Origin of the sequence: Mycobacterium malmoense, assembly GCF_019645855.1 — a bacterium.
Taxonomy (GTDB): Bacteria; Actinomycetota; Actinomycetes; order Mycobacteriales; family Mycobacteriaceae; genus Mycobacterium; species Mycobacterium malmoense.
Window position 1 is genome coordinate 3,624,007 of sequence record NZ_CP080999.1, and the last position, 12,172, is coordinate 3,636,178.

Annotated in this window: 10 protein-coding genes and 1 tRNA gene; 6 read left to right on the forward strand and 5 right to left on the reverse strand. The window is 64.6% G+C overall.

Annotated features, from left to right (window positions below):
* Position 1: 1 nt before the first annotated feature.
* Both K3U93_RS16645 and K3U93_RS16650 read right to left on the reverse strand, forming a co-directional pair.
* Positions 2-1,576, reverse strand: coding sequence for a carboxyl transferase domain-containing protein (locus K3U93_RS16645; protein ID WP_139797183.1), 1,575 nt, complete (start codon positions 1,574-1,576; stop codon positions 2-4).
* A 288-nt stretch (positions 1,577-1,864) separates the two neighbouring features.
* Positions 1,865-3,070: a hypothetical protein gene (locus K3U93_RS16650; protein ID WP_139797182.1), complete on the reverse strand. Its 1,206-nt coding sequence runs from the start codon at positions 3,068-3,070 to the stop codon at positions 1,865-1,867.
* A gap of 541 nt (positions 3,071-3,611) precedes the next feature.
* Here K3U93_RS16650 and K3U93_RS16655 point away from each other — a divergent pair.
* Both K3U93_RS16655 and K3U93_RS16660 read left to right on the forward strand, forming a co-directional pair.
* Positions 3,612-4,271, forward strand: coding sequence for an SACE_7040 family transcriptional regulator (locus tag K3U93_RS16655; protein ID WP_071513403.1), 660 nt, complete (start codon positions 3,612-3,614; stop codon positions 4,269-4,271).
* A gap of 44 nt (positions 4,272-4,315) precedes the next feature.
* On the forward strand, positions 4,316-5,116 hold the full coding sequence (locus K3U93_RS16660) for an MmpS family transport accessory protein (protein ID WP_139797181.1): 801 nt from the start codon (positions 4,316-4,318) through the stop codon (positions 5,114-5,116).
* Here the strand turns inward: K3U93_RS16660 and K3U93_RS16665 are convergent.
* Positions 5,113-6,456 (reverse strand): MFS transporter, encoded by a 1,344-nt coding sequence (locus K3U93_RS16665; protein ID WP_071513437.1) that lies wholly within the window; start codon positions 6,454-6,456, stop codon positions 5,113-5,115. The genes K3U93_RS16660 and K3U93_RS16665 overlap by 4 nt on opposite strands.
* Positions 6,457-6,493: 37 nt before the next feature.
* On the opposite strand from K3U93_RS16665, the gene cmrA reads away from it, so the two are divergent.
* A complete protein-coding gene (gene cmrA / locus K3U93_RS16670; RefSeq protein ID WP_083012210.1) occupies positions 6,494-7,300 on the forward strand; it encodes a mycolate reductase in 807 nt (268 codons plus the stop codon).
* Between the two features lie 3 nt (positions 7,301-7,303).
* Here the strand turns inward: cmrA and K3U93_RS16675 are convergent, their stop codons facing one another.
* Positions 7,304-8,875: a helicase HerA-like domain-containing protein gene (locus K3U93_RS16675; protein WP_083012207.1), complete on the reverse strand. Its 1,572-nt coding sequence runs from the start codon at positions 8,873-8,875 to the stop codon at positions 7,304-7,306.
* A gap of 107 nt (positions 8,876-8,982) precedes the next feature.
* Between K3U93_RS16675 and orn the strand changes: the two genes are divergently transcribed.
* Both orn and K3U93_RS16685 read left to right on the forward strand, forming a co-directional pair.
* Positions 8,983-9,630: an oligoribonuclease gene (gene orn / locus K3U93_RS16680; RefSeq protein ID WP_071513407.1), complete on the forward strand. Its 648-nt coding sequence runs from the start codon at positions 8,983-8,985 to the stop codon at positions 9,628-9,630.
* 47 nt (positions 9,631-9,677) lie between these two features.
* Positions 9,678-9,753 (forward strand) — tRNA-His (locus tag K3U93_RS16685).
* Positions 9,754-10,064: 311 nt separating this feature from the next.
* On the opposite strand, the gene K3U93_RS16690 is transcribed toward K3U93_RS16685, so the two are convergent.
* Positions 10,065-10,802, reverse strand: a complete 738-nt coding sequence (locus tag K3U93_RS16690; RefSeq protein ID WP_176220064.1) for a DUF3800 domain-containing protein — start codon at positions 10,800-10,802, stop codon at positions 10,065-10,067.
* Between the two features lie 499 nt (positions 10,803-11,301).
* Between K3U93_RS16690 and K3U93_RS16695 the strand changes: the two genes are divergently transcribed.
* Positions 11,302-12,171, forward strand: coding sequence for an MlaE family ABC transporter permease (locus K3U93_RS16695; protein ID WP_071513409.1), 870 nt, complete (start codon positions 11,302-11,304; stop codon positions 12,169-12,171).
* Position 12,172 lies beyond the last annotated feature (1 nt).

A 12,172-nucleotide genomic window follows, 5' to 3' on the forward strand; every position in this document is an offset into this window, starting at 1 on the left:
CTCACATCCGGAAGACGCCGTAGGAGACCGGTTCCAGCGGCGCGTGGGCGCACACCGAAAGGGCCAGTCCGACAAATGTTCTCGTATCGGCCGGGTCGATGATGCCGTCGTCCCACAGGCGGGCCGTCGAGTAGTATGGGTTGCCCTGCTCCTCATACTGCGCGCGGATGGGCGCCTTGAACGCTTCCTCCTCGTCGGCCGACCACGGTGCGCCCGCCGCGGCCAGCTGCTCACCACGCACCGTCGCCAGCACCGACGCGGCCTGCTCACCGCCCATCACCGAGATCCGCGCGTTGGGCCACATCCACAGGAAGCGCGGCGAGTAGGCCCGGCCGCACATCGAATAGTTGCCCGCACCATAGGATCCGCCGATCACGACGGTCAGCTTGGGCACCCGGGCGCAGGCCACGGCAGTGACCATCTTGGCGCCATGCTTGGCGATGCCGCCGGCCTCGTAGTCGCGGCCGACCATGAAGCCGGCGATGTTCTGCAGGAACAGCAGCGGGACCTTGCGCTTGTCGCAAAGCTCGATGAAATGCGCGCCCTTCAACGCGGATTCGCTGAACAGCACGCCGTTGTTGGCGACGATGCCGACGGGGTGGCCGTGGATGCGGGCGAAGGCGGTCACCAGCGTCTTACCGTATTGGGCCTTGAACTCGCTGAATTCGCCGCCGTCGACCAGCCGCACGATGACCTCGTGCACGTCGTAGGGCACCCGGGGGTCCGGGGGCACCACGTCGTAAAGCTCGGTCTGCGGGTGCGTGGGCTCGATCGAAGGGATTACGTCCCATTGGGCGGGCTCGGGCGCGCCGAGGGTGGCCGCGATCTTGCGGACGATCCGCAGCGCGTGCTCGTCGTCGTCGGCGAGGTGATCGGTGACACCGGAGACCCGCGAATGCAGGTCGCCGCCGCCGAGCTCCTCGGCCGTGACGATCTCCCCGGTGGCGGCCTTAACCAGCGGCGGACCGCCGAGAAAGATCGTGCCCTGCTCGCGGACGATGACGGCCTCGTCGCTCATCGCCGGCACGTACGCGCCGCCCGCCGTGCAGGAGCCGAGCACCGCCGCGACTTGCGGAATTCCCTTGGCGCTCATGGTCGCCTGGTTGTAGAAGATCCGCCCGAAGTGTTCCCGGTCGGGAAACACCTCGTCTTGGCGCGGCAGGAAGGCGCCGCCGGAGTCGACGAGATAGATGCACGGCAGCCGATTCTGCAGCGCGATCTCCTGCGCGCGCAGGTGCTTCTTGACCGTTATCGGGTAGTAGGTGCCGCCCTTGACCGTCGCATCGTTGGCGACGATCACGCACTCGCGCTGCGACACCCGGCCGATCCCGGTGATGATCCCGGCGCCCGGGGACTCGTCGGCGTACATACCGTTGGCGGCCAGCGGCGACAGCTCCAAAAATGGGCTGCCCGGATCGAGCAGGCGATCCACCCGCTCGCGGGGCAACAGCTTGCCGCGGCTGACGTGCCGCTCCCGCGCACGTTCGCTGCCGCCCAGGGCGGCGGCCGCCAGTTTGGCGTTCAGCTCACCGACCAGCCGGCGGTGCTCGTCGGCGAACGATGGCGCTGCCGTCACCACTTGCCCATCGCCGAGCAGCCTCCTTGCCGTCGGGCGGCCTTGATTTCAGTTAATAATCATTAACCGGAGTGAGGATACCACTGCCCGCGGACACGTCACAACCACGGAAGCCCATTGAGGCATCGCGGATGAAACGTGATCGAGTGTCATCCGGCTCACGGGTCAGGTCATCGTTGACGGCTCCGCGCCCAGTCGAGAGCACACCAATTAACGATGGCCCCCTTCTTGCGAAGGGGGCCATCGCCGTTGGTGGTCGCCGGCTCGCATCGGTGACCACGACCGGGCTTAGAGCATTCTGAGGAGGTTGATGATCGCCGTCCCGATCTGGGTTGCGATGGTGCCCAGCATTGACGGGAGACCCGCTACGACCGAGGGCAGGCTTTGCAGCATGGACGTCAGCGAACCGGCGATGTCACCACCAATGGTGTTAAGGGCAGCGCCCAGCGAGGGCCAACCCCCGATGAACTGGTTGACAAAGTTCTGGATTCCGGTCAACAGGCTGCCGCCGCTTGCGATGTTCTGCGCGTTGGGGGTGACGATTGTCTTTGCCAGTCCGGGATCAAGAGTGTTCAAAATGATGTTGACGAGACCATTGGCGCCGCTTTTGCCCCAAACCGGACTGCTGAGCAAGCCACCTGTCACGCCATTGACCGCATTCGTCTGGAATCCGTTGATGACGGCGAATGCGACCGCGCCGGGGGTATTGGCCAGGTTGCTTAGCGCTCCGGCCAGGTCTCCCGCGCTCCACGCGGTGGAGGCCGCTTGCAGACTTGCGCCAAGCCCATGGGCCCCGACCGTGGCCAGACTAAGGCCCCAGTTCCCCAGATCGGTGATACCGGTCGTTGTGAGGTAGCTGGTCGCGGCGGCGAGGTTTGCCGTGATTTGCGCGGGGATCTTCAGCGTGGATTCCAGCGGCGCCGAAATGCTGATAAATGGCAGCTCAAACAGATGCTGATAGAGATAGAAGATTCCGGTATTGACATTGCCCGCCGCGATATCGGCCAGTCCGGTCTGCATCGCCGGCCCCAGCGAGGGGAGCGTGCGGACCAGAGCGGCTGCCGCTGTTTGGTAGGCCCCCACGTACTCGCTGGCGTACTGCACACCGTTGGCCGCGACCTGCTGGGCGACCGGGAACGGAACCCCGCTCCACTGGTTAAGGATCCACCCCAGATTGCTGCCCGCCGAGGAGAAAAGGTTGACATACGTCTGAAACGGATTGACCAGGTCGCCGAGGACATCAGCGGGCACAGCAGCCGCGGCTACGCCGCCGGCTGCGCCGCTGGCGAGGGAGGCCAGCTCGCTCTCCACACCGGAGAACAAGTCCAGGAAGCTGCCAGCGTCGGCGAGGTTGATCTTGGACATGCTGACTGTGGATAGGTGTTGGATCGCGTGAAAGTCGGGTAGGTGTTGGGCCATTGGGCCTGCGGCGAGGACAGCGGCGCTGGCCAAGGCGATGCCAGCGGTGATGTGGGGGCGGGCTGCGACGTCCACGACCATCTCCTTTGAACAATGTCGAATTCGGATGGTCAGAAAGTAGCTGAGAACAGCCAAGATTCCGGGCGAGTTCGGGTTATGTTGGTTAATCTGACTCTGCAGACATCGAGCATCGCAAACTCTACGAGATACAGTAACCACTGCTAAAAAATATTTTTTAAATCCCAGAGTTACCCCCCCCCCCGAATTTTAGTTCAAAGCGCAACTACCCGAGGACAACCATTGGCATACGTTTGCCACACCGTTGCGGCACCACCAGCAAGCCCGCCGACACACGCTCCCAAAGCACCGACCCGGCAACGCTGCTAAGCAAACCGAGCTGTTGATCGACCCATGATGCACCTTTGCGAAATCCCCACGGCCATCACAATGAAACACGTTGCGGCTAAACTTAACTGCGCGGCACGGCAAAGGCTGCACGCGGCCAGACGACGTCACACCGTCGCCGACATCCGTTACGGCAGGCGAGTTAATAGCGAATAACTCGTGCTACGTTAGTGGGGATTAACCGACCAGACGAGTTGGCCGGAGGCCCGTCATGACAACGTCCGCCCCGGACCAGCCCGGCCACCCTGAAGTCCCAAATCGTCGCAGCCAGTTGAAGTCCGACCGGCGCAACCAACTCCTATCGGCCGCCGAACGGCTATTCGCCGAGCGCGGTTTCGTCGCGGTGCGCCTGGAAGACATCGGCGCCGCCGCCGGCGTCAGCGGCCCGGCCATCTACCGTCACTTCCCCAACAAGGAGTCGCTGCTGGTGGAGCTGCTGGTGGGGATCAGCGCCCGGCTACTCGCCGGCGCCCGGAACGTCAGGGCCCGCAGCTCTAATGCGGCCGCGGCGCTGGATGGCCTCATCGATTTTCACCTCGACTTTGCCCTGGGCGAACCTGACCTGATCCGGATCCAGGACCGCGACCTTGCGCACCTGCCCGAGGTGGCCGAGAAGCAAGTACGCAAAGCGCAACGCCAGTATGTCGAGGTCTGGGTGGGCGTGCTGCGCGAGCTGAACCCCGAGCTGCCCGAAGCCGACGCTCGGCTGACGGCGCACGCGGTGTTCGGCCTGCTGAACTCGACACCGCACAGCATGAAGTCCCCAGACGGTTCGCGCGCCAAGCCCGCCCGGGTGGCGCGGTCCCGCGCCGTCATGCGCGCTATGACCGTCGCCGCGCTCAAAGCCGGCAGTCGGCGCATCGCGCGATAAGCCGGCGCGCGGGCGCACGGCCCAGGTACCCTGCAAGCCATGAGGTGGGCATGAACGATCCACGTCGACCCGAGCGGCTTAGTTCCCCTCTACGGGAAGCAGGACCCGCTGGGCCGCACGGTTCCCCGTATCCGCCGTCCGTTGACCCGGCATACGCCGACCAAGCCCCGTATGCACCGACGTATGGCGGGTACCTTCCCCATTGGTCCCAATGGGCACCGAGCTTTAACGAAACCAACCCGACCAAACAGCTGCCGCTGTACTGGCAGCAAGTTCAGCCTCCACCGGGCGAGCTGCCACCCGAAGGCCTGGCTCCGCCGCCGCCCGGAGGCCCGAAGTCGCCACGCTGGTTGTGGATCGCCGCCGGAGCGACGGTGCTATTGGTCGTCGGGCTGGTGATCGCGCTGATACTCGTCAACGAAGCGATCAAGACGCAGACTGCGGTCCCGCCGTTGCCCGCCATGCCCGAGCCGAGCACACCGACCCCATCGACACGGGCGTTGCCGCCGCCCCGCATCCTGGTGCCGCCACCGCCGCCCAGCGAATCTCCGACGCCCACCCAGACGACCGGCCCGGCCGCGATGCAGACCGTGGTCTACAGCATCACCGGCGAAGGCCGCGCGATCAGCGTCATGTATATCGACACCGGCGATGTCATACAGACCGAGTTCAACGTCGCGCTGCCGTGGAGCAAACAGGTCAGCCTGTCGAAGTCGGCCATCCACCCGGCAAACGTCACGATCGTGAACATCGGACACAATGTCACCTGCTCGGTCACCGTCGCCGGGGTCCAAGTCAGCCAGCGAGTTGGGGTAGGCCTGACGATTTGCGACGCGAGAGGCTAAGTCTCCGAAGGCTGTTCGGCCATGGCGGCGTCGCGCGCGGGAACACGGACCGCCAGCATTCCCAGCAGCCCGGCGATCAGCACCAGGCAGATCCCGCCGAGGCCCGCGCGGACGGCGCCGAAGGCGTCAACGAAGACGGAGAACAGCCACGGCCCCAGGAAAGCGACCGCCCGTCCCGTCATCGTGTACAGGCCAAACGCCACCCCTTCCCTGCCGTGCTTTGCCATCCGCAACAGCAGGGCGCGCGCCGACGACTGGGACGGCCCGATGAACAGGCACAGCAGCAGTCCGCACACCCAGAAGGCCAGCGAGCCCGAGAGCATCACCAGGGTGAGCGCCGCGGTGATGATCGCGACCAATGACCCGACGATGACCGGCTTGGATCCGATCCGGTGGTCGACGAACCCGCCCAGCACGGCACCCACCGCGGCCACCACGCTCGCCGCTACCCCGAACACCAGGACATCGGCTTGCGAGAGGCCATACACGTTAACGCCAAGCACGGCGCCGAAGGCGAAAACCGCCGCCAACCCATCCCGGAAAAGCGCGCTGGCACCAAGGAAGTAGACCAGGTTGCGGTCGCGCCGCCATTCCGCGGAGACCTCCGTCCACAGCTTGCGATAACCACTCAGCAGGCTCGTCGGCTGGTAGACCTCTGCCGAATCGGGCAGCCGCTGCGCGACCAACAGCAACGGCAGGGCCAACACCGCCAGCCACCCCGCGGCCACCAGCATCGCCTCCCGCACGTAGAGGCCGTCGTGCACGGGCACCCGCAGCAGTCCCCGCACCGCCTCGGAGGAGGATCCGGAGATGAATCCGGTGTAAATCACCAGCAGCAGCACGACGCTGCCGAGGTAACCCGATGCCCAGCCCAAGCCGGAAATCCGCCCGGCCGTCGCCGGCGTCGAGAGCTGGCGCAGCATCGCGTTGTACGGGACGCTGGCCAAGTCGCCGCAGGCCGCCGTCGCCGCCAGCAGTGCCAGCCCCGCCCACAGATAGCTGGGGCGATCGCGGATCAGGAACATCGCACACGTCAGCGCCACCGCAAGGCCGGTCAACACGCTCAGGACCACCCGCCTGCGATGCGGCGACTCGACCCAGACGCCGACGACGGGCGCCAGCAGCGCGACGGTCAACCCGGCGATGGCCGCCGCGCGACCCAACCAACTCGCCGGCGTGGTGGCGCCGGACAGGCCCACCCCCACGCTGCTGGTCAGATAGACCGAGAAGACAAAGGTCGCCACGATCGCGTTCAGACCGGTGTTACCGCAGTCCCACAACGCCCACGCCACCACCCGAGATGGCACCGGTGTGATTGGACGCGACCCCCGCTGACTCATGCCCGGCACTTTACGGGGGCCTGTCTACGATTGGCCCATGCCGATACCAGCTCCCAGCCCGGACGCGCGTGCCGTTGTCACCGGAGCTTCGCAAAATATCGGCGAGGCGCTGGCCACCGAACTTGCCGCCCGCGGACATAGCTTGATCGTCACCGCGCGACGCGAGGACCTGCTCAACGACCTCGCCGCCCGCCTGGCCGACGAGTACCGCGTCACCGTCGACGTGCGACCCGCCGACCTGGCCGACCCGGCCGAACGGGCAAAACTGTGCGACGAACTGGCCGCCCGTCCGATCTCGATCCTGTGCGCCAACGCGGGTACCGCCACCTTCGGTCCGGTCGCGGGCCTCGACCCGACGGGAGAAAAGGCCCAGGTGCAGCTGAATGCCGTTGCGGTGCATGATCTTACGCTGGCGGTACTGCCGGGCATGGTCGAGCGCAAGGCCGGCGGCATCCTGATTTCCGGTTCGGCGGCGGGCAATTCGCCGATTCCGTACAACGCCACCTATGCGGCCACCAAGGCGTTCGTGAACACCTTCAGTGAATCGTTGCGCGGTGAACTTCGCGGCTCCGGCGTGCATGTCACGCTGTTGGCACCGGGCCCGGTGCGCACCGACCTCCCCGATGACGCCGAGGCGTCGCTGGTCGAAAGGCTGGTGCCGGACTTCCTGTGGATCTCGACGGAGCACACCGCCCGGGTGTCGCTGGATGCGTTGGCGCGCAACAAGATGCGCATCGTTCCAGGTTTGACGTCGAAGGCCATGTCGGTGGCGAGTGGGTACGCCCCGCGCGCCATCGTCGCGCCGATCGTGGGCAGCTTCTACAAGAAGCTCGGCGGCGGTTAGGCGCTATTTCCGGCGCCGGCCGGTGCCGAAGATGCCTTTCACCGCTTCGCGTATCGCCGTGTTAATGCCGCTTTTCACGGTCGGATTTTTCAGCACTTCCTCCCATAACCCGGGGCCCTTCGGCTCAGCGGGAGCGGGCATCGGCGGAACCGGTTCATTCGATGGGACCGGCGGGTAGTCGGACTGGGCTTGTGGCGGCTGCGGCCCGGGTCGGGCTTGCGGACCCTGCGGGCCAGGCTGGGGCTGCGCCGGTTGTTGAACGGTTTGGCCGTATTTGGCTTGCAGCGGGCTGTCTTTCGCGGCGGCAGCGATCGCGTCATCGCCGATCGAGGCCATCAGCGACCGGGGCACCCGCATGCGCGTCCATGCGACGGGTGTGGGCGCGCCCTTCTCAGACAGCACGGTGACGACGGCCTCGCCGATGCCCAGCGACGTCAGCGCCGACTCCAGTTCGTAGACATCGGTTTTCGGATAGGTGCGCACGGTCTTGCTGAGCGCCTTCTGGTCGTCAGGGGTGAACGCCCGCAGCGCGTGTTGGATCCGGGCTCCCAGCTGGGAGAGCACGTCGTTGGGTAGGTCGGTGGGCAGCTGGGTGCAGAAGAACACCCCGACGCCCTTGGAGCGAATCAGCTTGACGGTCTGCTCGACCTGTTCCAGAAAGGCCTTCGAGGCATCGGCGAACAACAGGTGTGCCTCGTCGAAGAAGAACACCAGCTTCGGCTTGTCCACGTCGCCGACCTCGGGCAAGACGGTGAACAGGTCGGCCAGCACCCACATCAGGAACGTCGAGAAGATGACCGGGCGCAGCGACTGGCCGCTGAATTCGAGCAGCGAGATGATGCCGCGGCCCTGGTCGTCGGCGCGCAGCAGATCCTGCGGATCGAATTTCGGCTCGCCAAAGAAAGTGTCGCCGCCCTCGCCTTCCAGGTTGACCAGGGCCCGCAGGATGACGCCGGCCGTCGTCGGCGACACTCCGCCAAGGGATTTCAGGTCGGCCTTGCCCTCGTCACTGGTCAAATGGCTGATGACATCGCGCAGCTGTTGCAGGGTCACCAGCGGACGATTGTTTTCCTTGGCCCAATGGAAGATCAGTCCCAGCGTCGACTCTTGAGTAGCGTTGAGCTCCAAGACTTTTGACAAGAGAACCGAGCCGAAGCTGGCAACCGTCGCCCGTATCGGTACGCCCACCCCGTCGGTGCCCAGCGACAAAAACTCCACCGGGAATGCCGTCGGCGCCCAGTCGTCGCCGGTATCTTTCGCGCGCGCCGCGGTCTTGTCGTTGGCTTCCCCCGGCCGGGCCAGACCGGATAGGTCGCCCTTCACGTCGGCCATCAGCACCGCCACCCCCGCCGCGCTGAGCTGTTCGGCGATCAGTTGCAGCGTCTTGGTCTTGCCGGTTCCGGTTGCGCCGGCCACCAGGCCGTGCCGGTTGATGGTGGCCAGCGGGATGCGGATCTGCGCGATCGGATCGGCCTCGTTGTCGATGACGACGGTGCCCAATTCGAGCGCCTGGCCTTCGACGGCGTAGCCGTTGGCGATCTGCTGCGTGGGTGTCGCCGCTGATTCAGTGCTCATCGTGCCGCGCCCCTCTCCCCCAATTGGTCCCCGTGAGGTTCTGCACCGCTCACACTACTTGCCGGGGAGCGGCGGGCGCAGGTTCACGTGGGCTTACGCTGAGCGCTGTGCGCGACGAATTGGTGTGGATCGACTGCGAGATGACGGGGCTCGAGCTGGGCTCGGACAAGTTGATCGAAATTGCAGCCCTGGTGACCGACGCCGACCTGAACGTTCTCGGCGATGGGGTCGACGTGGTGATCCACGCCGACGACGCCGCGCTGTCGTCGATGATCGACGTGGTCGCCGAAATGCACTCGCGCTCGGGGCTGATCGACGAGGCTAAGGCATCCGCCGTCGACCTGGCGACCGCCGAGACGATGGTGCTGGACTACGTCTCCCAGCACGTCAAGCAACCCAAGACCGCGCCGCTGGCGGGTAACTCGATCGCCACCGATCGCGCGTTCATCGCCCGCGACATGCCCAAGCTGGACTCCTACCTGCACTACCGGATGATCGACGTGAGCTCGATCAAGGAACTCTGCCGACGCTGGTACCCGCGCATTTACTACGGTCAGCCGGTTAAGGGGCTCAACCACCGGGCGCTGGCGGACATCCGCGAATCCATCCGCGAGCTGAAGTTCTACCGGCGCACCGCGTTCGTCCCCCCGCCGGGCCCTTCTACCAGCGAAATCGAGGCAGTGGTCGCCCGTCTGGACAACGGAGCCGACGCAGCCGGATCAATCGATTCGGCTGCCGAGCCGCCGAGCGGTTAATATCGACAGTCGCTGCTTGCATAGGCCCAAGGCCGCACGCAGCCATGGTGAGTGTAGTTCAGTTGGTAGAGCACCAGGTTGTGATCCTGGGGGTCGCGGGTTCGAGTCCCGTCACTCACCCCAATGGGTCAGAGGGGGTATTTAGGCCCCTCTGACCTTTTGTCCTCAGAAGGCCCTGCAACGCTATTGCAACGCTAGGTGGCTTGCAATTCTCCTGACATGAACGCGCCCATCATCGAGCGATTCGACCTATATCGAATCCCGTTCCTGAGCACCGAACGAACATAGTCTTGCTGCGTGGCGGACGGCTTCACGGTAGTTTGTTGTGCCTGCGTGCCATGACGAAGACCAAAGCTCTGCGCGTGGTTGATCCGCCCACGCACGAGGTGTAGCCTGCTTTATGCAGACCCCCCCACACCTGTGGATAAGGGGGTCTAGCTGTTTCTAGAGGCGAGTTGCTTTGGTTGTCGTCCTGGATCGCGCTCAGACAGGTAGTCCTCGTACCAATCCCACGCGAACTTGTTGTGCTGGTGCCGGTCCACGGCGGCATAAGCGCTCCATGCCACCAGGTCGGCCATTTGCACAAGCTGTGACGCCTTCGAGTCGAGGTGAATGGCGTCTTCGATAATCCGTCGCTCGTCCAGCTTCAACTGACGGTGTGTGGAACGGTAGCTGCTGTCGCTGTCGTCACCGTCCATAACAACGATTCCCAGGGAGTCCGACGCCGCCAACTCACCCTCAAACCGCGCAATCAGATCGCGGTACAGCTCTCTCTTGGTCACTGCAACGGACGACGGTTCACCCGTGCGATAGACGGACCCCACCACCAATCCTTCAGTGCACCGCAAGGCTTCCAGGCACTTCACCGCCACCTCGCGGCCAAAATCCTTCCAGTGTTCGACCCCGCTGTGGACATGTCGTTCAGGGATACGCTTCGAGATGCGTCCGCGTCCGTTCACATAGTGAGTGGTGTGCAGCTCTTCTTGCACGGCAATGCGATACTCACGCCACAAGAGCTTGCGCGTATCGAGCCAGCAGCGAAGCACCGATCTCCAGTGGTCAGGCTTGAATTCGATCCACCCATACACGACCAACCCAGACTGCGGGTGACCAGAGTCATCAATGTAGATCATGCGGTCGAGGTGTGGAGGCACGCGTCGATCATCGCTCACCGCCAGGAACCCTGGGTTCGCTTGCCTCTAGCCTTGAGGTGCGCCGTCGTGCTCAACCACTCGGCAAGCGATCACGTCGACCGGTACAAGAACACCAGTTCTCGCTGATCGATGCGGATCGGATCGGCGGGTGAGGCGGCCAGGTCGAGATCAACGGGACAACTCAGCGCGTCGTCGGTGCCGCCGCGTTTGCTGGATTCATGTCGTCGCCCTCGGGCTAAATCTTACATTTCAACACAATTTTGCCATCCGCTGATGAGCGGAAGTGGGCGTCTCTGCGCTATTGAAAGTGCCTATCGACTAGGCTAGCGTGTTAGCGCAAAACCGATTGAACTGCGGATTCGCGGAACCTGATCGCACCACGTTAGGCAAGTTTCGCGCCACGGAGCCCGGTATCTTTTGTTTGGCGCTCAGGGAATGAGATCACCGATGACGGGGGTTGCTGGTACGCGATGACCGGTAGTATTCGTTTGCTTGACGGTCCGCCGGTCTTGCCCCGATGACAACACAACACCAACTCGCATTGCGCCGTGAACGCGCAGACGACGGGGTGAACGCCATCCAGGACTGGACCGTCGGGTACGTCAAACGTCACCCGCTCGCCTCGCTCACAACGGTCGGTGAACAGTTCGTCCTCGGCGTACGCACCCTTCAGTACTTCTTCGTCGACCTCGTCACCGGCCGATTCCAATGGCAAGAGTTCGTCCGGCAGGGCGCGTTCATGGCCGGCACGGCGGTGCTGCCGACGATCCTGGTGTCGCTGCCGATCAGTGTCACCCTGTCGATTCAGTTCGCTTTGCTCGCCGGGCAGGTCGGCGCCACCTCGCTCGCCGGCGCGGCCAGCGGACTGGCGGTCATCCGTCAGGGCGCTTCGCTGGTGGCCGCCGTCCTCATGGCCTCTGCGGTCGGGTCGGCCATCACCGCCGACCTGGGCTCGCGGACCATGCGTGAAGAGACCCACGCCATGGAGGTGATGGGGGTGTCGGTCATCCGCCGGCTGGTAGTGCCGCGTTTCGCGGCCGCGATCATGATCGGCGTCGCGCTCACCGGAGTCGTGTGCTTCGTCGGGTTTTTCGCCAGCTACATGTTCAACGTGTATTTCCAAAACGGCGCGCCGGGCAGTTTCGTCGCGACGTTCGGGTCGTTCGCGACAACCGGCGACATGATTCTGGCGTTGCTGAAGGCGATCATCTTCGGCGCCATCGTCGCCGTCGTGTCAAGCCAGAAAGGCCTGTCCACCAAGGGCGGGCCGACGGGCGTCGCGAACTCGGTGAACGCGGCCGTCGTCGAGGCGATCCTGCTGTTGATGATCGTCAACGTCGTCATCAGCCAGCTCTACGTCATGTTGTCGCCCCGGACGGGACTCTAGG

What these genes read in the sequence shown, in the direction of transcription:
- K3U93_RS16655 (WP_071513403.1), top strand. Translation starts at nt 3,612, where the DNA reads ATGACAACGTCCGCCCCGGACCAGCCCGGCCACCCTGAAGTCCCAAAT.
- K3U93_RS16665 (WP_071513437.1), bottom strand. Translation starts at nt 6,456, where the DNA reads ATGAGTCAGCGGGGGTCGCGTCCAATCACACCGGTGCCATCTCGGGTG.
- cmrA (WP_083012210.1), top strand. Translation starts at nt 6,494, where the DNA reads ATGCCGATACCAGCTCCCAGCCCGGACGCGCGTGCCGTTGTCACCGGA.
- K3U93_RS16675 (WP_083012207.1), bottom strand. Translation starts at nt 8,875, where the DNA reads ATGAGCACTGAATCAGCGGCGACACCCACGCAGCAGATCGCCAACGGC.
- K3U93_RS16695 (WP_071513409.1), top strand. Translation starts at nt 11,302, where the DNA reads ATGACAACACAACACCAACTCGCATTGCGCCGTGAACGCGCAGACGAC.